This is a genomic window from Streptomyces cinnabarinus (assembly GCF_027270315.1).
Classification (GTDB): Bacteria; Actinomycetota; Actinomycetes; order Streptomycetales; family Streptomycetaceae; genus Streptomyces; species Streptomyces cinnabarinus.
On the sequence record NZ_CP114413.1, the window covers coordinates 790,735 to 810,498 of the forward strand.

Here is a 19,764-nt window from a genome sequence, read left to right on the forward strand (position 1 = left end):
GTCCTGGGCCTTGACTGAAGGAGCAACGTTTCCCCGAGAAAGCGACAGGCGCGATGAAGGCGATCCAGTTCCACGAAGCGGGCGGGCCGGAAGTTCTGCAGTACGACGAGGTGCCGGTTCCCGAGATCGGCCCGGGCGAGGTGCTCGTCCGGGTGCACGCGGCGGGCATCAACCCGCCGGACTGGTACCTGCGTGAGGGGATGAAGGTCATGCCGGCCGAGATGAGGCCGGCGCTGGAGCTCCCCCTGACCCCCGGAACGGACATGTCGGGCGTGGTGAAGGCGGTCGCTCCGGACGTCCGCGGGTTCGCCGTCGGTGACGAGGTCTTCGGCATGCTGCGGTTCCCCGGATTCGACGGCCGGACGTACGCCGAGTACGTGGCCGCGCCGGCTTCTGACCTGGCGCACAAGCCGGCCGGTATCGACCACGTGCAGGCGGCCGGGGCGCCGATGGCCGTGCTGACGGCCTGGCAGTACCTGGTTGATCTCGGCCACGACGTGCCATCTCCTTTCACCGGCCAGGTGCACCAGCCGGTGCCGATCACGCCAGGGATGACCGTGCTCGTCAACGGGGCCGCCGGTGGAGTGGGCCACTTCGCGGTGCAGCTGGCGAAATGGAAAGGGGCACACGTCATCGCGGTGGCCTCGGGCCGGCACGAACAGTTCCTGCGCAAGCTCGGCGCCGACGAGTTCATCGACTACACCAGGACGCGGGCGGCGGATGTGGTCAGCGGCGTCGACCTGGTGATCGACACCGTCGGTGGCCCGGACAGCTCACGCTTCCTGACTGTGCTCAAGCGCGGCGGCACCATGCTTCCGGTGTTCTTCGCCCAGTACGACCCCCAAGAGACGGCGAGTCTGGGCATCACGGTCTCGAACATTCAGGTGCGTTCCAACGGCCCCCAGCTCGCCGAGATCGGGCGCCTGTTCGACGAGGGCAAGCTGCAGGTCGGGGTGGACAGTACCTACCCGCTGCCCGAAGCGGCCAACGCACACACCCGAGCCGCACAGGGCCACATCCAAGGAAAAATCGTACTGACAATGGCCCCGTGATCGCCGAACTCCAACAGGCGGCGGCGAAATACACCCACACCCTGAACGAGCTCAATGCGCCCGAACTGGAAGCGGTTCCGACCGAATACACCACCTGGGCCTGAGGCAAGAGGCTTGCTACCAAAGGCTCGTGGATCAAGTTGCGCCTCGGGCAGAAGTCCCGGACCTGACTGCTCAGGCATTCCAGGGCTGAATAGCCAAGCGCCTGGCCTACGGCTGCGTCCCGATGCGGCTCGGCTGACACTGAAACGCAAGATCTACAGCACCCTCTTGATCCCGGGCAGGCCAGAGGGCCACGGCAGTGGAGCTCACGCAGCGCCACTGCAAGACCCTGCAGGCCCTCAACGACGCCGGGGTGCCCGAGGAGCTCATCCCCGAGTGGTACCACCGGCTGGTGACCTTGTCCGTGTCTCTGGTCTCCACCCACGCGGCCACCAATCCTCCAACCTGCCCGAGGCAAAACGGAGACTGGAAACCTTCCGAGTGATCACCCTCGGCCCCGACGCGGCAGACGTCCGCAACGCGAACCGCCGTCACCGCGCGATTTCCCGGACGTCGTCGGCCTGGTCCGCACCCGTATCCACCCCGTCAACTCGCCAGTTTGGCGAATCGTCAGGAGAGAAACATGAACCATCTGCCGGGCACCGACGTTGGGGTCCTGGTCCCGGTGGATTTCCACTTCAACGATCTGGACCCGATGGGCATGCTGCACAACAGCCGTTGTCAGATCTGGGTCGAGCGACCGTGGGGTGGAGTTCGGCCGGGGGGCAGGGCCTCGGCGGCGCGTCAGGCATCGAAGAGGACGGCTTCCAGGTGGTGAAGGCGTTCACCATCACCTACGACGTCCCGGTGATGGGCCTTGGTCAGTGCGCGGTGCACCTGTGGATGGAGCATATGGGGAGCGCTTCAGCCACCGCAGGCTATCGGGTGTGTTCAGACGAGGGCAGGACCACGCACGCGCACGGTACTCGCACCGTCGTTCGTGTCGACAGCACCACGCTGCGGCCCACGCCGTGGTCCGACCGAGCCCGTGAGGTGTCCCGGACCATCGAACTGCCGAAGAGCAGCGATCAGCCCCAGGTGGGGACGGGGCCCGCCTCTTGATGGCATAGCCATGTTGCTGCGTGACGGACCTCGTGCCGCCAGCCTCAAGCTGGCGGACGGCTGTACCGCGGGATGTCCGCCCATCGACGATTCCAGAACAACTGGACCATCTGCAGCCGGGTCATGAACACCAGGATGCGTCAAGGCGCCGATGCTCGATCGAGCCGACCCACCACAGTAGGGAACGAGCCGCCCGGCTCGATTTCCCGCTGACTCGGCCACGACAGGAGCACTGCCGCGGCTCCGACACGGCGTCGATCGCCGCCAGCACGGCGACCGGTGCTCACACCTGCTCTACGCGCGAGGCCGACTCGGACACAGCACGCAACACGCTCGAATCCCGGCCTACCTCACCCACGCGACGAACAGTTGCATGGTCACTGCCAGCACGCCCGACGACGAGATCTCCTGCCGTGCGTACGCGCCGTCGCCGCCGAGGTGACGGTCTCACCGGGTCGGGCGCGACGCCGTCAGGTCAGGCCTCCGACAAGATCCGGACCAGGCAACGACCAACGGGCCGCTCCTGCTGCCGACTTCGCACAGTTCCCATTTGCGAGCACAACGCGTACTTCCGGCGTCGCGCCTACCGGCACAGAGTTCGCGCCTGCAGTCTGCCTGGCCTGACCAATCCAGCCACCAGTTGCGGCGCAACTCAGAACCGGTCCGCTCCTATTTCCCGAGTTCTACGGAGCGTAGTCAGCACCAAACCAGCACGGAAGCCAGCACGCCACCGTCAAATCGCCTCCAACTGCGCTTCCCGGACACGGCAATCTCGACCCTCTTCAAGCCACTAACTGGCCGCTCAGTGAGGGGATGTAGGGGCCTGACGCATAGCCGCGCCCCGAACTATGTTGTCCCACCACATGTGAGCCTGACCTGCCGCTTCCTACGGTGTGCCGACACGCATACCCGTCCCCACCGCACACGAGGAAGTGGCGCACATGGCCTCCGCAGCAACCGCTCCACCAACGCCCGGCAACCTCAAGCGCATCGTCGCCGCCAGCCTCATCGGCACCACCATCGAGTGGTACGACTTCTTCCTCTACGGCTCCGCCGCAGCCCTCGTCTTCAACAAACTGTTCTTCCCCGACTCCGACCCGCTCGTCGGCACCCTGCTGTCCTTCCTGACCTACGCGGTCGGGTTCGCCGCCCGTCCGATCGGCGCCCTGGTCTTCGGGCACTACGGTGACCGGCTCGGACGCAAGAAGCTGCTGGTGCTCAGCCTGCTGCTGATGGGCGGGGCGACCTTCGCGATCGGTCTGCTGCCGACGCACGCGACGATCGGCTCGGCCGCTCCCGTGCTGCTGACCGTGCTGCGGCTGGTGCAGGGCTTCGCGCTCGGTGGCGAGTGGGGCGGGGCCGTCCTGCTGGTCTCCGAGCACGGGGACGCGCGACGGCGCGGCTTCTGGGCCTCCTGGCCGCAAACGGGCGCGCCCGCGGGACAGTTGCTCGCCACCGGTGTGCTCTCGCTGCTCACCGCCACGCTCTCGGACAGCGCCTTCACCAGCTGGGGCTGGCGCATCCCGTTCCTGCTCTCCGGCGTTCTCGTCATCGTCGGTTTGTGGATTCGTCTGTCTGTCGATGAATCGCCGGTCTTCAAGCAGGCGCTGGCCCAGGCGGAGGCCCGCAAGTCCGACAGCGCGGAGAAGCCGCCGCTCGTCTCGGTGCTGCGCCACCACTGGCGCGACGTGCTCATCGCGATGGGCGCGCGCATGGCGGAGAACATCAGCTACTACGTCATCACCGCCTTCATCCTCGTCTACGCCACCACCGCCGCCGACGTCTCCAAGCAAACCGCGCTCAACGCGGTCCTGATCGCCTCGGCCGTGCACTTCGCGGTCATCCCGGTCTGGGGCGCCCTCTCCGACCGGATCGGGCGCCGTCCTGTCTATCTGATCGGCGCGGCCGGAATTGGCCTGTGGATGTTCCCGTTCTTCGCCCTCATCGACACCGGAGGCTTCGGCAACCTGGTCCTCGCCGTGACGGTGGGCCTGGTGCTGCACGGCGCGATGTACGCGCCCCAGGCCGCCTTCTTCTCCGAGATGTTCGCGACCCGGATGCGCTACTCCGGCGCCTCGATCGGCGCCCAGTTCGCCTCGGTCGCGGCGGGCGCCCCGGCCCCGCTGATCGCCACCGCGCTGCTGGCCGACTACGACAGCTCCACGCCGATCGCCCTGTACGTCATCGCCGCGGTCGTCCTGACGCTGATCGCGGTCGGCGTGGCCAAGGAGACCCGCCACCGGGACCTGGCCGACATCGAGCCCTCCCCGGAGGACGAGGCCTCCGCCGCCGTCCGTACGGCGGCGGACGCGCACACCCGCTGATCCCGTCCCGAACCCGGCCCCCGTACGCCCCCGGCGTACGGGGGTCAGTGCGTGGTCGGTGCCGACAAGCGGTGCAGCCGCAGGGCGAGCTGGATCTCCAGGGCGCGGGCCGGGCTCTGCCAGTCGTCGCCCAGCAGGCGCCCGACGCGCTCCAGGCGCTGGGCGACCGTGTTCACATGGACGTGTAGATCGTCCTTGGTGCGGGCGGGGCTCATCCCGCTGGCGAAGTAGGCGTCGAGGGTGCGCACCAGGTCGGTGCCGCGTCGTTCGTCGTAGGTGACGACCGGGCCGATGGTGCGCTCGACGAAGCCGGTGATGTCCCGTTCGCCGGCCAGCAGCAGTCCGACGAAGCCGAAGTCCTCCGCGGCGGCGCCGTCACCGCGGCGGCCGAGCAGGCGCAGGGCGTCCAGGCAGCGGCGGCCCTCCTCGTAGGCGGCGGCCACGGTGTCGGGGTAGGTGGCGAGGTCCTCGACCGGGGCGGAGGCGCCCACGGTGACCGCCTCGTGGACGGCGGTGCCCAGCTGGCGGGCGGTGCGGCGGGCCAGTGCGGTGGCCGAGTCGGTCCCTTCCAGGGGCAGCAGCAGGACCGTGCCGCCGTCCCGGGCGGCGGCCAGGCCGTGCCGGGTCGCGGCCAGATGGGAGGCGGCGGACCACAGGCGGCGCCGGGCGGCGGCCTCCTCGTCGGCGCCGACGGCGGGCCCGTCGAGCCGGGCGGCGAGCACGACATGGGTGGCGTCGAGATCGGCGTCGAGCCGGGCGGCGCGCTCGCGCAGCAGGCGCGGGTCGCGGTCGCGGCCGTTCAGCAGGTCGTCCAGCAGTTCGCCGCGGACCCGCTGTTCGGCCTCGGCGGCCGAGCGCCGGGCGAGCAGCAGCAGCGAGGTGACCATCGCGGCGCGCTCCAGGGTGCGCTGGTCGACGGGGTCGAGCCCGGGATGGCCCCGCAGGACGAGCGCGCCCAGCAGTTCACCGCCCGCGGCCACGGCGGCGATCCAGTCGTCCTCGTGCCGTACGGCGTGCCCTTCCGCGCGGGAGGTCTCCAGGGCCGTGCCGGGGGCGGTCTCGGTGAACTCGACGGTGCCGTCGAGGACTTCGGCGACGGCCGCGGCCACGTCGTGCACCCCGCCGCCGCGCAGCACCAGCTCGGCGAGCCGGTCATGGACGTCGGAGGCGCGCTCGATGACTCCGCTGCGGTCGCGGATGATCTCGTTGGCGCGCTCCAGGTCGGCGAGGGCCGAGCGGGTCTCGGTGAGCAGGTTGGCGGTGTCGATGGCGGCCGCGGCCAGGGCGGCGAAGGAGCCGAGCAGGGCGATCTGCTCCCGCTCGAAGACCCGGGCCCGCCGGTCCGCCGCGAAGAGCACGCCGATGACGTGGTGCCCCAGCATCAGCGGCACCCCGCAGATCGCCACCAGTCCTTCCTCGCGCACCCCGGAGTCGATGCTCACGGTGTGCCGGAACCGCTCGTCCTCGAAGTAGTCGTCGGTGACGTAGGGACGGGCGGTCTGCGCGACGAGTCCGCCGAGCCCCTCCCCCATGCCGATGCGCAGTTGCTGGAAGCGGGCGGCGACCGAGCCCTCGGTGACCCGCATGTAGGTGTCGCCGCGCTTGGGGTCGTTCAGGCTGAGGTAGGCGACATCGGTGCCGAGCAGTGAACGGGCGCGCTGCACGATCGCCTGGAGCACGGCGTCCAGGTCCCTCAGGCCCGCCAGGTCGTGGGCCGTCTCGAAGAGCGCGGACAGCTCGGCCTCGCGCCTGCGCCGTCCTTCCAGTTCGGAGCGGACGCGCAGGGCGAGCAGCTTGGCCGCTTCCAGCGCGGCGATCCGCTCGGCGGGCCGTCCCTCGGCGCGGGCGAGCAGCAGCAGCTGCTCGTAGGCGTCGGCCGAGGCGCCTCGGGCCAGCAGTTCGAGGAACGGCGCCTCGGCGCCGCCGCCCGGCACCTGGCCGGTGGAGCGCTCTGCGGACTGCGGCTCTGCGGACCGCGGCTCTGCGGACTGCACGTGATCGCGGGACATGCTCACAGGATTCCCCATCGCACGGTCGCCGGGTCGGCCCTGTGGACAACCCGAGGGCGACGACCGCTCAGTGCGCGGTCCAGCCGCCGTCCAGGACGAGCGACGTACCGGTCACGAAGGATGCCTGCGGACTGCACAGATAGGCAACGGCCTCGGCGACCTCGTCCGGCTCGATGAGCCGCTTGAGCGCCATGTCCTGGAGCATCACCTCTCTCAGGACGCGTTCCTCGGGGATGCCGTGCGCCCGCGCCTGATCGGCGACCTGCTTCTCGACCAGCGGGGTGCGCACATAGGCGGGGCACACACAGTTCGAGGTGACGCCATGGGGGGCGCCTTCCAGGGCGGCGGTCTTGGAGAGGCCCTCCAGACCGTGCTTGGCGGAGACGTAGGCCGCCTTGTAGGCGGAGGCGCGCAGGCCGTGCACGGAGGACACGTTGACGATCCGGCCCCAGCCCTGCCCGTACATGTGCGGCAGCGCGCCGCGGATCAGCCGGAACGGCGCCTCCAGCATGACGGTGAGCACCGTGTGGAAGACGTCCGGCGGGAACTCCTCCAGGGGCCGCACCAGCTGCAGTCCGGCGTTGTTGACGAGGACGTCGGTGCCGGCCGCGGCCAGTTCGGCGGCGTCCAGGTCGGTGAGGTCGAGGGGGTGGGCCTCGATGGTGCCCGCGAGGCCCCGGCACTGCTCGGCGAGCGCCTCCAGGCCCTCGGCGTCCCGGTCGACCGCTCTGACTTTGGCCCCGGCGGCCGCGAGCCGCAGCGCGCAGGCGCGGCCGATGCCTCCGGCGGCGCCGGTGACGAGGGCGGTACGGCCGCCGAGGTCGAGCGAGGGGGCGGGGGGTGCCGGGAGGGCCTTGGACGGGGTCATGCACCCGACCCTAGGCAGCGCCCCTGCCCCATCCCATGTGGTCAGAGCCCATACTTCAGTCGCTGGTCATGGGTTGGAACCATGTGGGTTCGTCCGACAGCGCCTGCTTGATCCGGAACAGCTGGTACTCGCTCAGCGGGGGCAGCGCGTCCACCGCGAACCAGCCGACCGCGATCGACTCGTCGTCGTTGACCCGGGCCTCGCCGCCGACCGCCCGGCAGCGGAGGCAGACGTCCATGAACTGGCAGATGTCGCCATTGTCAAAGGTGACTTCCTGCCCAGACTTCACCAGCACGATCCGCTCGGGCACGCAGTGCACACCGGTCTCCTCGTACACCTCCCGCACCGCGCACTCCGCGGGCTGCTCGCCCGGGTCGGGGATGCCGGAGATCACCGCCCACTTGTGGTTGTCGGCGCGCTGCCCGAGGAGCACTCTGCCCTCGTCGTCGAAGACGACGGCGCTCACGCCGGGCAGCCACAGGAGCTGCTTCCCGGCGGACGCCCGGATCGTACGGATGAAGTCAGGAGTAGGCATGCAACCGACCCTAACGGGCCGGTGCGTCCTGCCTCCTGCGCACTCCGGCGCCGATCGCCCAGCCCAGCCCGCCCGCGGCGATGAGCACCAGGGCCATCTCCGGCAGGATGCCCAGCTTGGTGGCGGGCGTCTCGGAGGAGCGCAGCGGCACCTCCTGCACCAGCGAGTCGGCGACGAACATGCCGGTCTTCTGGGTGATCGTCCCGTCCGGCATGATGATCGCGCTGACCCCGCTGGTCACCGGGACCGTGACGGTCCGGCTGTGCTCGACGGCGCGCACCCGCGACATGGCGAGCTGCTGGTAGGTCATCTCACTGCGGTCGAAGGTGGCGTTGTTGCTCGGCACCGAGATCATCTGCGCGCCGTCGGTGACGGTGTCCCGCACGGCCCAGTCGAAGGCGGCCTCGTAGCAGGTGGCGAGGCCGACCTTGGTGCCGTCGATGTCGAACACGCCCGGCTCGCTGCCCCGGCTGAAGTCCTGGCGGACCATCGACGTCCACTCGGAGTTGATCGCCCCGATCATGGACCGCAGCGGAAGGTACTCGCCGAACGGCTGGATCTGCCGCTTGTCGTACGTCTGCAGCGGGCCCTTGGCCGGGTCCCACAGGATCTGTTCGTTGAGCAGCTTGCCGTCCCGCTCCACCACGCCGCCGACGGAGATCGGCGCGCCGATGGCCTTCGCCGCGGTGTCGATGACCTCGCGGGCGTCGGCGTTGGCGAAGGGGTCGATGTCGGAGGAGTTCTCCGGCCAGAGCACGAAGTCGGGCCGGTCGACCTTGCCCGCCTTGACCTGGGCGGCGAGCCGCTCGGTCTCCCGCGCGTGGTAGTCGAGCACGGCCCGGCGCTGGGAGTTGAAGTCCAGTCCCGCGCGGGGGACGTTGCCCTGGATGACCGCCACGGTGACGGTGCCGTTCTCGGCCTTGTCGCTGACCAGCGGCCGGGCGGACAGCGCCCCGGCGACGGGGACCGCGACGCTCAGCAGGGCCACGGCCGCGGCGGACCGCTGGACGGCCCGGGTGCGCTGCCGTTCCACGGCGAGCCGGACCACCTCGTACAGGCCGAAGCCGCACAGGACGACCGCGAAGCCGAGCACGGGGGTGCCGCCGACCGCGGCGAGCGGCAGGAAGACACCGTCGGCCTGGCCGAAGGCGATCTTGCCCCAGGGGAAGCCGCTGAACGGCGCACGCGCGCGTGCCGCCTCCCCGGCGATCCACAGCGCGGCGGCCCACACGGGCCAGCCCGGCAGCCGGGAGACCACGGCGACGCCGGCGCCGACCAGCGCCACGAAGACCGCCTCGATGACCACGAGCGCGATCCAGGGCCCGGGGCCCACCTCCACGCCCGTCCACACCAGCAGTGGCAGCAGGAAGCCCAGACCGAAGAGGTAACCGAGACCGAGACCCGCCTTCCAGCTGCGGCCGCGCAGCAGCCAGCCGAACCCGGCGAAGGCGGGCACCGCCAGCCACCACAGGGTGCGCGGCGGGAAGCTGACGTAGAGCAGCACTCCGAAGAGCGCGGCTGCGAGAGCCGGCAGCAGGCGTTCGAGCCACACCCGGCGCGGGGCGGGCGAGAGCGGCTTCACCTGGTCCGACTCGTCCACGGAGGTTGCGGTGACGGTCACTGTGGGAGTGTACGGCGGTCGGCCTCGGCACCGACAGCGCGGTCGGTGAGGGGGCGGCGGCCGCTGTGCCACATCGCTCCCTCCCAAGACGTCCACAAATCGTCCATCTACCGTTACGGTGTGCCGGAGCAAGTGTCGTACGAGCCGGTCAGGGCCGTGGCGGAGCGTTTCGCCACCGGTCGGGGGGCGACCGGGTTGCGGGGGTCGGTCGGGGTGGGTGCCACGGGGATGACGTCTGCGGCCGGTGCCGATGACGTCGGAGAGAGACGAAACGTTTCTGACGCGGCGGGTGTCGTGGTGCTCGGCGCCTGCGCCACCTGGTCCCTGGTCACGGCCACCGTGCAGGACGGCCGCCCCGAGGGTGTGCTGCTCGCGATCCTCGCCGTCGCCGCCGGTTACGCCGCGGGCCGGATCGGCGGCGCGCTGCTGCCGGTCGCCGCGCCCGGTGCCGCGGCGCTCGTCGGAGTGGCCCTGACGGTCACCCTCCCCCGGCTCGGCCCGGACCCCGACATCGTCACGCCGCTCGGCCAGGCCGGTGCCACGGCCGCCCTGCTGACCCTCTCCGCGGGCGCCGCCTGCTGCGCCGCCTGGGCCGCCAAGGCGCCCGCCCTGCGGCTCGCCCTGCGCCTGCTGGCCGCCGGGATCGCGGTGACCGCGGCCGTCCTCGGCTCCACCTCGGGACTCGTCGTCTGTTCCGCCGTACTACTGTGCTCCCTCGCCGCCGGCAAGATGCCGAACCGGGGCCTCGGCATCGCCGGACTGGCCCTGACCACGGCCCTGGTGACCGGTGTGACCTGGGCCGTCGCCGGGAGAGCGGTGCCGGACGGGCTCTCCGCCTCGCTGGAGGGCCAGCTCACCGGGCACCGCCTCGACCTGTGGCACGACGCCCTGAGTCTCGCGGAGCAGGACGCCGCCCTGGGCGTGGGCCCCGGACGCTTCGGGGAGCTGAGCTCCACGGCCACCGGCACCCTGCTCTCCGACGGCAAACCGCACTCGGCGCCCTTGCAGCAGGCCGCCGAACAGGGCGTCGTCGGGTTGGTGCTGCTGGCCGCCGCGTTCTGCTGGGTGCTCTTCGCGCTCTGGCGCGCTCCGCGGCCGACACCCGTCGTGCTCACCGCAGGGGCGGCGCTGACGGGGCTCGCGGCGATCGCCACGGTCGGCAACGCGCTCAGCTTCACCACGGTGTCGGTGGGCGCGGGACTGCTGGCCGGACTGGCCACGGCCCGTCCGATGCCCGAGACGTCACCCTCCACCGTGCCGGAGGCCCGCCCCCGCCGGACGGTCTGAGGTCAGTGCGCGGTGCCCGGGGTGCCCGCGCGCAACCGGGCCCTGATCACCCGTACGGCCGCCTCGGCGTCGTCCACCGTGATCGTGAACGTGTGGCCGTCCCAGAGCCGCAGCACGATGCCCTCACCACGCCGTACGACGACGGCGGTGCCCTTCTCGGGCCGCCAGCGGTAGCCCCAGCCGCCCCAGTGGCGGGGGGTGACCAGCGGCGCGAAGTCGGCGCCGACGACATCGGACAGCGGGATCCGGCGGCGCGGCACGCCCATGTGGCCGCAGCGCACTTCGAGGCACTCCTTGTCGACCTTCAGGGCGACGTGCACGAACGCCAGGGTGCCGAAGAGAACGAGCAGACCGGCCGCGATACAGCCGACGACGGCCATCGCGAGCGGGGCGACGCCGGAGGTCCACGCCGAGTCGACGGCCAGCTCGACGCCGAGCGCCATGCAGGCCGCCCCCACCAGCGCCAGCAGCCACTGGACGCGGTTGGTGGCCCGTCCGGTCCAGACGTCGGGGTGCGGCGCGTGCTCGCCGTGGGGGTGGTCCCTCATGGCAATGAGGTTACTCAGGTTTCGCTGCGCGGGTACCTCGTTGCGCAGGGTGACTGGGCCACGTGGGCGTTCCTGCCGGTCCGCGTCATCCGGCCGGGGTGACCGCCTGCAGAAGGCGTCCCTCGGCGTAGGCCAGGGCGGGCTCGGGCAGGGTGCCCGCGCGTCCGCTGAGCAGCACCGTGAGGGTGCCGACGGGGTCCGCAGCGGGCGCGGGCTGCTCGCCGATCCGGCGCAGCGCCTGGGCGGCGACCGCTCCGGCGGAGCCGTGCAGGACGAGTGGCGGAAGCCCGGGACGCTGCACGGCGGCGCGGATGCGCTCGGCGACCAGCTCGTAGTGGGTGCAGCCGAGGACGACGGTGGTCACGTTGTCGGGGGTCAGGCTGGCGGCCGCGGCCACGGCGGCGGTGATCGCCGCCTCGTCGGCGCGCTCCACGGCCTCGGCGAGCCCGTGGCAGGGCACCTCGGTGACCCGTACTCCGTCCGCGTGGTCCTCGATGAGGCCTCGCTGGTAGGCGCTGCCGGTGGTGGCGGGCGTGGCCCAGATCGCGACGGGTCCGCCGCCGGCCGCCGCGGGCTTGATCGCGGGGACCGTGCCGATCACCGGGATGCCCGGTTCCAGACGGGCCCGCAGGGCGGGCAGGGCGTGCACGGTCGCGGTGTTGCAGCCGACGATCAGGGCCTCGGGGCGGTGGGCCGCGGCGGCCTCGGCTACGGCGACGGCCCGCCGGGTGAGGTCCTCCGGCGTGCGCGGTCCCCAGGGCATGCCGTCCGGGTCGAGGGAGAGGACGAGATCTGCGTCGGGCCGCAGCCGTCGTACCGCGGCGGTGGCCGCGAGCAAGCCGATTCCGGAGTCCATCAGCGCGATCTTCACCCGGCCACGATAGACGATGGCCCCTTGCGGGCCGGTGGCGTGGGGCAGACTGCGCGGGTGAGCGCCTTCGTGTGGATCGCCGTCGGATCACTCGCCGCCTGGCTGTGGCTGCTGCTCTGTCAGGGCTTCTTCTGGCGCACGGACATCCGGCTGCCCGCCCGGCGCGAACCGCGCGCGTGGCCACCGGTGTGCGTGGTCGTCCCGGCCCGCGACGAGGCGGCGGTGCTCCCCGACAGCCTGCCCACGCTGCTGGCGCAGGACTATCCGGGCCGGGCCGAGGTCTTCCTGGTCGACGACGGCAGCTCCGACGGCACCGGCGAGCTGGCGCGCGAACTCGCCGCCCGGTACGGCGGCCTCCCGCTGACCGTGGGCTCGCCCGGTGAACCGCCCGCCGGCTGGACCGGAAAGCTGTGGGCGGTGCGCCACGGCATCGCTCTGGCACGCGCGCGTGAGCCGGAGTACCTGCTGCTCACGGACGCCGACATCGCCCATGCGCCGGACAGCCTCCGCCGGCTCGTGGCCGCGGCCGGCACCGGCGGTTTCGACGCCGTCTCGCTGATGGCGCGGCTGCGCGTGGAGAGCCGCTGGGAGCGGCTGGTCGTCCCGGCCTTCGTCTACTTCTTCGCGCAGCTGTATCCGTTCCGCCGGATCGGTAAGAAGGGGACGCGTACGGCGGCCGCGGCGGGCGGCTGTGTCCTGTTGCGCGCGGACACGGCGGAGCGGGCCCGGATCCCGGACGCGATCCGGCACGCCGTCATCGACGACGTGGCGCTGGCCCGCGCGGTGAAGGGCGGCGGCGGGCACATCTGGCTGGGCCTGGCCGACCGGGTGGACAGTGTGCGGCCGTATCCACGGCTGCACGACCTGTGGCGGATGGTCTCCCGCAGCGCCTACGCGCAACTGCGGCACAACCCGCTGCTGCTCGCCGGTACGGTCGCCGGGCTCGCGCTCGTGTATCTGGTACCGCCGGTGGCACTGGCCGTCGGGGATCCGGTGGCCAAGGCCGTCGGCGGGCTGGCGTGGCTGGTGATGACCGGGACCTACCTGCCGATGCTCCGCTACTACCGCCAGCCGCTGTGGCTCGCTCCCCTGCTGCCGTTCACCGCGTTCCTCTATCTGCTGATGACGCTCGACTCCGCCGTGCAGCACTACCGGGGGCGCGGTGCGGCCTGGAAGGGCCGCACCTACACACGTCCGGACGCGGTGCCCGACGAGGGCTGACTACTTGCGGCCGGGCGTCCAGTTCATGCCCCAGCCGTAGGCGTAATCGACCGTCCGCTGCGGGCTCACCCCGCGATCGGGCACCAGGTAGCGGGCCTCGCGCTGGACGACGAGGTCACTGCCGGTGTTGGTGATCAGGGCCAGCGCGCACACCGTCGAGGGGACCGTGCACTCGTCGAGCGAGAAGTCCACCGGGGCGCCGAACTGCGGGGTGAGGGTGACCGTGGCGTGCAGGTCGGCGAAGGAGCGGGCGCCTTCGTAGATGGTGACGAAGACCAGGATGCGCCGGAAGGCCTGCTGGAAGTCGAGGTTGACGGTCAGGTTCTCGCCGCTGGCCATGGCGCCGGTGCGGTCGTCGCCGTCGAGCAGGATGAACGGTGGCTGGTTCAGGGCGCCGAAGGCGTTGCCGAGGGCCTGGACGACGCCCTTGCTGCCGTCGGCGAGCTCGTACAGGGCGCACAGGTCGAGGTCGAGGTCGCTGTGCATGGCGACCGGGCGGCCCAGCTTGCTCGCCCAGCCCGAGAACTGCTTGCGCACCTCCCAGTTGAGGTTCACGCGCAGGGCGCCCGAGGTACCGCCCTGCTTGGTCAGCGAGACCGCCGGGGCGGCCTTGGTGAGCGTCACCTTGCTGAGGCTGACCGGGGCCGTCGACGGCGGGGGCGGAGCGGTGGGGGGCATCGCGGGCGGGGGCGGCATGGTGGCCGCCGGGGTCACGGGAACCTGCGGCATGGTCGGCGTCGGGGCGACGGGCGCGGGGGCCGGGGCGGCCGGCTGGGGCTCGTCGACCGTGATGCCGTAGTCGGTGGCCAGCCCCTCCAGGCCGCTGCTGTAGCCCTGGCCGACGGCGCGGAACTTCCAGGCGCCCTGGCGGCGGTAGAACTCGCCCAGCACGAAGGCGGTTTCGACGGTGGCGCCGGTGCTGTCGAAGCGGGCGACCGAGGTGCCCTGGGCAGCGTCCTTGACCTCGATGGCGAGCTCGGGGACCTGGCCGAAGGAACCGCCGTCGGAGGAGGCGGCGAGGATGACGGTCTCGATCGCGGGCTCCACGCGCGCGAGGTCCACGAGAACGGTGTCGGTCACCCGGCCGCCGGCGTCCCGCTTGCCCTCGTGCCGGACCGCGTTCGAGGAGTGCACCGGCTGGTTGTAGAAGACGAAGTCCGCGTCGGACCGGACCTTCCCGCCGACCAGCAACAGCGCCGAGGCGTCCGCGTCGGGCACGCCCGGCCCGGAACGCCACCCCAATTCGACGCGAAGTGCCGTCGTCGGCACCGGAACATTCGACCCTTTCGGCATTGACATGTCCGCCCCCATCACGTGTCAGCGCGCCAGGTCAGCCCCGGCAGATCCATTCGGTTCCGTTCTTCGGTCCCGCAGGGGGCCAACCTATTCCCCACGCGCGCGGAACACCTACAAGGCGTCGGCGAAGATCGCTGGCCAACCCCCGGTAACCCCCTCGGAACTCGGCCTTTACAGGATCCGAGCGCCGTTCGATGCCCTTTTTTGCCAAGTTCGCTCGCATTGGCGATCCCACGTCACCGCCGACACGGAAAACAACCCTCTTATCGGTCTCCCCAACCAGCACATCGTGGGCTTAACTTATGTGCCATGACCTCCCCCCGCTCCACCTATGGCGGCGGCTACTACAGCGCCTCCTTCCCGGACACCCCGATCTACGACTCGCTCGTGGCCGAGCGGGGCACCCCGCAGATCGCCCCGATCCGGGTCCCCGCGGCCTACGACACCCCGGGCAGCTACCTGCCCGCGCTGCCGTCGGCGCTCCCGGCCCTGCCGGCCGCTCCGTCCCAGCCCTCCTACGGCTACCCGCAGGCGCAGCAGCCCGCACCGCTGCAACAGGCCCCCGCGGCGTACATCCCGCAGCAGGCGGCAGCGCCTCGCGGCTATCCCGGTCCGCAGCCCCAGCAGCCGCGCCCCGCGGCGCCCATGGGCTACGAGGCGATGCGTCCCGCGGCGCCCCGGCCCGCGGCCCCGTCGTACCAGGACCCGTACAACAACCAGCAGTACCGCGGCTACTGAGCCGTTCCCCGGCCGGTCGGTGCCACCTGGCACGATGACCCCATGGGGAACGCTCAACTGCACGCGATACACGTTCATCCGGTCAAGGCGTTCCGGGGCTTCGCGCCCCGGGAAGCCGTCGTGGAGCCCTGGGGGCTGACCGGTGACCGTCGCTGGACGCTGATCGACGACGGGGGAAAGGTCGTCACGCAACGCCAGCAGCCTCGCCTCGCCCTGGCCGCCGCCGAGCTACTGCCCGGCGGCGGCCTTCGGCTGTCCGCGCCCGGGATGGAGCCGCTGACCGTCCCGGTGCCGAAGCCGGTCGCGACCGTCCCGGTGGAGATCTTCCGCGACAAGGTCGAGGCCGTCCCCGCCGAGGACGACGCCGTGCACACCTGGTGCAGCGCCTACCTCGGCGCCCCGGCACGGCTGGTACACCTGGACGACCCCGCCACGCGCCGGCCCGTCGACCCGGAGTTCGCGCTCCCCGGCGAGACCGTCGGCTTCGCCGACGGCTACCCGCTGCTGCTCACCTCGACCGCCTCGCTGGACGCCCTCAACTCGCTGATCGCCACGGGCGATCACGCGGACGAGGGCCCGCTGCCGATGAACCGCTTCCGGCCGAATGTCGTCGTCGACGGCACCGACGCCTGGGCCGAGGACGACTGGTCGCGCCTCGCCATCGGCGACGTCACCTTCCGGGTCGCCAAGATGTGCGGACGGTGCGTGGTGACCACCACCGACCAGGGCACCGCCGCGCGGGGCAAGGAGCCCCTGCTCTCCCTCGCCCGGCACCGGCGCATCGGCGGCAAGCTCGTCTTCGGGCAGAACCTGGTCCCGCTGACCGGCGGCACGATCCGGGTCGGCGATCCGGTCAGGGTCCTCGCGTAGGCCCTGACGAACGAGTGGGAACCGGGGGCGCCGGTCCGTGCGTTGAGTCTTTCGCGAGCGGTTCATGAGAGGCTCCGGCGTAGGTGATTTCGCTCTCTCTCGACCGGGATCGCGCGTGAGCGGCTCCGCGGGGGGTTATCACGGAGCGGGAAGGGGGTGCGGGAGGGTGCGAGCGATCAGTGGGCTCTGGCGCTGGCGGCACAACCCGCTGCGCCGGGCGACCGATCTGGCCGAGGCATGGGTGGCGTTCGGCGCCCTGCTGCTCCTCCTCGTCCTGGCCCCCGTGACGGGAGCGACGGTCGGCGCCGTCGCGCAGGACGCCCTCCAGGAGTCCGTGCGCCAACAGCACGCCTCCCGCCACCTGGTGACCGCGACCGTGACCGAGGTCCTCGGCGACTCCCCGCTCAACTCCGACCCGGAGACCGCCGCCACCGGACGGGAGGTCCGCACCCGCGTGCTGGCCGACTGGACCGCCCCGGACGGCACCCCGCACCACGGCCAGGTCACCGCGCGGATCGACGACCCGCAGCCCGGGGAGCACTTCACGATCTGGACGGACCGTCAGGGCCGCATCGCCGCCCGCCCGCTGGACTCGGCGACCGCCACCACCCATGCCGTGCTGGCCGGATTCGGCGCTGCCCTGCTGGCGATCGGCATGATCGAATCGGCCAGAAGGCTGATCGTCTGGCGCATGGTCCGCCGCCGGTACGCCCGTTGGGACCAGGCATGGGACCGGGCGGGACCGGACTGGGGCCGCACCGGGACCGGCAGCTGACCGCCTTCCGCCTCTGGTCAACCAGGGACCTGCGCACACGCTACGGTGGACCGCGCCGACTCTTCGGCGAGGACCCGAGCGAGCCGGCCTCCTGGGTGACTGGAGCGCCCCGGAGGCGACGAGCCATCAGTACGACCGAGGTGGGGGCACAACAACGCCATGGCACAGGGCACGGTCCAGGTGACACACACCGGCGCTTCGCGGTGGCGGCGCCGCACGGGTGAGTACGCGTCGCTCGCCGCAGCGCTTCAGGCCGCCGCCGACGGTGACGTCCTCACCATCGCGCCCGGCACCTACCGGGAGAACCTCGTCGTCCAGCGGCCGGTGACCCTGCGCGGCCCCGAGGGCTCCCCCGGCTCGGTGCGGATCGCTCCCCTGGACGGTGTGCCGCTGACCGTGCGGGCCTCGGCGGTCGTCCAGGACCTGCATGTGGAGGGCCAGGACGCGGCCGCGCCCGCCGTCCTCGTCGAGGAGGGCGCGCCCGAGCTGGTGGACCTGCGGGTCGTCACCCGCTCCGCGGCCGGGATCGAGGTGCGCGGCGGAGCCCGGCCGGCCGTGCGGCGCTGCACCGTCGACAACCCCGCGGGCATCGGCATCGCCGTGGTGGACGGCGGGGGCGGGGTGTTCGAGGAGTGCGAGGTCGTCTCGGCCGGGCAGTCCGGGGTCGCGGTGCGCGGCGGGGCCCACCCCCGTCTCGAACGCTGCCGGGTGCACCACACCTCCGGCTCGGGACTCTCCGCGACCGGGGAGAACTCCGCGCTGGAAGCGGTCGGTTGCGAGATCTACGAGGTCCGGGGCAGCGGGGTGCAGATCTCCGGCCGCGCCACCGCCCACCTCACCGACTGCGATGTGCACCGCACCACCGCGGACGGCGTCACGCTCGACACGGACGCGGTCCTCACCCTCGCCGACTGCCGTATCCACGACATCCCGGAGAACGCGGTCGACCTGCGCTCCCGCTCCGTGCTGACGCTGACCCGTACCAGCGTGCGGCAGTTCGGGCGCAACGGACTGTCGGTGTGGGACCCGGGCACCCGCGTGGACGCCAACCAGTGCGAGATCTTCGACTCGACCGGCGACTACCCGGCCGTCTGGGTCAGCGACGGCGCCACCGCCGTACTCGACTCCTGCCGGGTGCACGACGTGCCGGACGCCCTGTTCGTCCTGGACCGGGGCTCCCGCGCGGATGTCGTCGACAGCGATCTCACCCAGGTCCGCAACACGGCCGTGTCGGTCAGCGACGGCGCCACCGCCCAACTCGACGACTGCCGTATCCGGGACGCGGCGACCGGCGCCTGGTTCCGCGACCACGGCAGCGGCGGCACCCTCGCCAACTGCACGCTGGACGGCGTGCAGACCGGAGTGATCGTCACCAAGGGCGCCGACCCCACCATCGAGCGGTGCACCGTCGACTCCCCCGCGGAAGCGGGCTTCTACGTGTCGGCGGGCGGCCGCGGCTCCTTCCTGAACTGCCGGGTCACCGGCAGCGCCGGATACGGCTTCCATGTGATCGACGGCTGCCGTACGACGCTGCGGAAGTGCCGGACGGAGCGGTGCGCGCGCGGGGGTTACGAGTTCGCCGACAGCGGCCCCGACGCGGGCGCCGGCACCGGTCCCGTCGTCGAGGACTGCACCAGCGACGAGAGCGCGGGGGTGCGCCCGCCCACCGCTCCCCGGGAGACGGCCGTGCAGACGGCGAGTCAGTCGCCGGGCCTGCTGGGCGCGATCCCCGGTCAGCGCACCACCGAACAGGAGCCGCTGATCACGCCCGAGGCGCCGGAGCAGCCGGCCCGCACCTCCAAGGCCGTCCTCGGTGAACTGGACGCGCTGGTGGGCCTGGACAGCGTCAAGCGCGAGGTACGGGCGCTGACCGACATGATCGAGGTCGGCCGGCGCCGCCAGCAGGCCGGTCTGAAGGCCGCCTCCGTCAAGCGGCACCTGGTCTTCACCGGCTCCCCCGGCACCGGAAAGACGACGGTCGCCCGGCTCTACGGCGAGATCCTCGCCTCGCTCGGGGTCCTGGAGAAGGGCCATCTCGTCGAGGTGTCCCGGGTCGACCTGGTCGGCGAGCACATCGGCTCCACCGCGATCCGCACCCAGGAGGCCTTCGACAAGGCGCGCGGCGGTGTGCTGTTCATCGACGAGGCCTATGCGCTCTCACCGGAGGACTCCGGCCGGGACTTCGGCAAGGAGGCCATCGACACCCTGGTCAAGCTGATGGAGGACCACCGCGACGCGGTGGTGGTGATCGTCGCGGGCTACACGGCGGAGATGGAGCGGTTCCTCTCCGTCAACCCCGGTGTGGCGTCCCGCTTCTCGCGAACCATCACCTTCTGCGACTACAACGCCGAGGAACTGCTGCGGATCGTCGAGCAGCAGGCCGAGGAGCACGAGTACCGGCTGGCGCCGGGCGCCGCCGAGGCGCTGCTCACCTACTTCACGGCGATGCCCAAGGGACCCGCGTTCGGCAACGGCCGCACCGCGCGGCAGACCTTCGAGGCGATGGTGGAGCGGCATGCGAGCCGGGTCGCCCAGCTGGAGGAGCCCAGCACGGACGATCTGACGCTGCTCTACGCGGAGGATCTGCCCGAGTCGCCGTGACCGCGTCGGCCGGGGAGCATGGCTGCCGTGACGACGTGACGCAG

The 19,764-nt window shown here is 71.8% G+C and carries 15 protein-coding genes; 8 read left to right on the forward strand and 7 right to left on the reverse strand.

Features of this window, described 5'->3' with window-relative positions; translation table 11 throughout:
- Window positions 1-53 precede the first annotated feature (53 nt).
- Both STRCI_RS03715 and STRCI_RS03720 read left to right on the forward strand, forming a co-directional pair.
- Window positions 54-1,052, forward strand: a complete 999-nt coding sequence (locus STRCI_RS03715) for an NADP-dependent oxidoreductase (RefSeq protein ID WP_269657367.1) — start codon at window positions 54-56, stop codon at window positions 1,050-1,052.
- Window positions 1,053-3,097: 2,045 nt separating this feature from the next.
- On the forward strand, window positions 3,098-4,480 hold the full coding sequence (locus tag STRCI_RS03720; RefSeq protein WP_269657368.1) for an MFS transporter: 1,383 nt from the start codon (window positions 3,098-3,100) through the stop codon (window positions 4,478-4,480).
- A gap of 44 nt (window positions 4,481-4,524) precedes the next feature.
- Here the strand turns inward: STRCI_RS03720 and STRCI_RS03725 are convergent, their stop codons facing one another.
- The 4 genes from STRCI_RS03725 to lnt all read right to left on the reverse strand — a co-directional run bounded on the left by STRCI_RS03725 (window position 4,525) and on the right by lnt (window position 9,513).
- Window positions 4,525-6,489, reverse strand: a complete 1,965-nt coding sequence (locus STRCI_RS03725; RefSeq protein ID WP_269657369.1) for a helix-turn-helix domain-containing protein — start codon at window positions 6,487-6,489, stop codon at window positions 4,525-4,527.
- A gap of 67 nt (window positions 6,490-6,556) precedes the next feature.
- Window positions 6,557-7,357 (reverse strand): 3-hydroxybutyrate dehydrogenase, encoded by an 801-nt coding sequence (locus tag STRCI_RS03730; RefSeq protein WP_269657370.1) that lies wholly within the window; start codon window positions 7,355-7,357, stop codon window positions 6,557-6,559.
- A gap of 55 nt (window positions 7,358-7,412) precedes the next feature.
- Window positions 7,413-7,892, reverse strand: a complete 480-nt coding sequence (locus tag STRCI_RS03735; protein WP_269657371.1) for an NUDIX hydrolase — start codon at window positions 7,890-7,892, stop codon at window positions 7,413-7,415.
- A gap of 10 nt (window positions 7,893-7,902) precedes the next feature.
- Window positions 7,903-9,513, reverse strand: coding sequence for an apolipoprotein N-acyltransferase (gene lnt / locus STRCI_RS03740; RefSeq protein ID WP_269657372.1), 1,611 nt, complete (start codon window positions 9,511-9,513; stop codon window positions 7,903-7,905).
- 228 nt (window positions 9,514-9,741) lie between these two features.
- Between lnt and STRCI_RS03745 the strand changes: the two genes are divergently transcribed.
- Complete coding sequence (locus tag STRCI_RS03745; RefSeq protein ID WP_269664481.1) at window positions 9,742-10,800, forward strand: O-antigen ligase family protein; 1,059 nt, start codon at window positions 9,742-9,744, stop codon at window positions 10,798-10,800.
- A 2-nt stretch (window positions 10,801-10,802) separates the two neighbouring features.
- Here STRCI_RS03745 and STRCI_RS03750 read toward each other — a convergent pair whose 3' ends face one another.
- Together STRCI_RS03750 and STRCI_RS03755 are read right to left on the reverse strand one after the other, a co-directional pair.
- Window positions 10,803-11,348 (reverse strand): hypothetical protein, encoded by a 546-nt coding sequence (locus STRCI_RS03750; RefSeq protein WP_269657373.1) that lies wholly within the window; start codon window positions 11,346-11,348, stop codon window positions 10,803-10,805.
- Window positions 11,349-11,433: 85 nt separating this feature from the next.
- Window positions 11,434-12,219, reverse strand: coding sequence for a glutamate racemase (locus STRCI_RS03755; RefSeq protein WP_269657374.1), 786 nt, complete (start codon window positions 12,217-12,219; stop codon window positions 11,434-11,436).
- Between the two features lie 39 nt (window positions 12,220-12,258).
- Here STRCI_RS03755 and STRCI_RS03760 point away from each other — a divergent pair, with 39 nt between their 5' ends.
- Complete coding sequence (locus STRCI_RS03760) at window positions 12,259-13,440, forward strand: glycosyltransferase (RefSeq protein ID WP_269657375.1); 1,182 nt, start codon at window positions 12,259-12,261, stop codon at window positions 13,438-13,440.
- Here the strand turns inward: STRCI_RS03760 and STRCI_RS03765 are convergent, their stop codons facing one another.
- A complete protein-coding gene (locus STRCI_RS03765) occupies window positions 13,441-14,733 on the reverse strand; it encodes a TerD family protein (RefSeq protein ID WP_269664482.1) in 1,293 nt (430 codons plus the stop codon). It abuts the gene before it with no gap.
- A gap of 312 nt (window positions 14,734-15,045) precedes the next feature.
- Here STRCI_RS03765 and STRCI_RS03770 point away from each other — a divergent pair, with 312 nt between their 5' ends.
- From STRCI_RS03770 to STRCI_RS03785, 4 genes are all read left to right on the forward strand, one after another.
- Complete coding sequence (locus STRCI_RS03770; protein ID WP_269657376.1) at window positions 15,046-15,474, forward strand: DUF6643 family protein; 429 nt, start codon at window positions 15,046-15,048, stop codon at window positions 15,472-15,474.
- A 42-nt stretch (window positions 15,475-15,516) separates the two neighbouring features.
- Complete coding sequence (locus STRCI_RS03775) at window positions 15,517-16,344, forward strand: MOSC domain-containing protein (RefSeq protein WP_269657377.1); 828 nt, start codon at window positions 15,517-15,519, stop codon at window positions 16,342-16,344.
- 166 nt (window positions 16,345-16,510) lie between these two features.
- Window positions 16,511-17,119: an Rv1733c family protein gene (locus tag STRCI_RS03780; protein WP_269657378.1), complete on the forward strand. Its 609-nt coding sequence runs from the start codon at window positions 16,511-16,513 to the stop codon at window positions 17,117-17,119.
- 159 nt (window positions 17,120-17,278) lie between these two features.
- Window positions 17,279-19,720, forward strand: coding sequence for a right-handed parallel beta-helix repeat-containing protein (locus STRCI_RS03785; RefSeq protein WP_269657379.1), 2,442 nt, complete (start codon window positions 17,279-17,281; stop codon window positions 19,718-19,720).
- Window positions 19,721-19,764 lie beyond the last annotated feature (44 nt).

What these genes read in the sequence shown, in the direction of transcription:
- STRCI_RS03750 (WP_269657373.1), bottom strand. Translation starts at nt 11,348, where the DNA reads ATGAGGGACCACCCCCACGGCGAGCACGCGCCGCACCCCGACGTCTGG.
- STRCI_RS03770 (WP_269657376.1), top strand. Translation starts at nt 15,046, where the DNA reads ATGACCTCCCCCCGCTCCACCTATGGCGGCGGCTACTACAGCGCCTCC.
- STRCI_RS03735 (WP_269657371.1), bottom strand. Translation starts at nt 7,892, where the DNA reads ATGCCTACTCCTGACTTCATCCGTACGATCCGGGCGTCCGCCGGGAAG.
- STRCI_RS03745 (WP_269664481.1), top strand. Translation starts at nt 9,742, where the DNA reads ATGACGTCTGCGGCCGGTGCCGATGACGTCGGAGAGAGACGAAACGTT.
- STRCI_RS03785 (WP_269657379.1), top strand. Translation starts at nt 17,279, where the DNA reads ATGGCACAGGGCACGGTCCAGGTGACACACACCGGCGCTTCGCGGTGG.
- STRCI_RS03715 (WP_269657367.1), top strand. Translation starts at nt 54, where the DNA reads ATGAAGGCGATCCAGTTCCACGAAGCGGGCGGGCCGGAAGTTCTGCAG.
- STRCI_RS03730 (WP_269657370.1), bottom strand. Translation starts at nt 7,357, where the DNA reads ATGACCCCGTCCAAGGCCCTCCCGGCACCCCCCGCCCCCTCGCTCGAC.
- STRCI_RS03765 (WP_269664482.1), bottom strand. Translation starts at nt 14,733, where the DNA reads ATGCCGAAAGGGTCGAATGTTCCGGTGCCGACGACGGCACTTCGCGTC.
- STRCI_RS03775 (WP_269657377.1), top strand. Translation starts at nt 15,517, where the DNA reads ATGGGGAACGCTCAACTGCACGCGATACACGTTCATCCGGTCAAGGCG.
- STRCI_RS03720 (WP_269657368.1), top strand. Translation starts at nt 3,098, where the DNA reads ATGGCCTCCGCAGCAACCGCTCCACCAACGCCCGGCAACCTCAAGCGC.
- STRCI_RS03725 (WP_269657369.1), bottom strand. Translation starts at nt 6,489, where the DNA reads ATGTCCCGCGATCACGTGCAGTCCGCAGAGCCGCGGTCCGCAGAGCCG.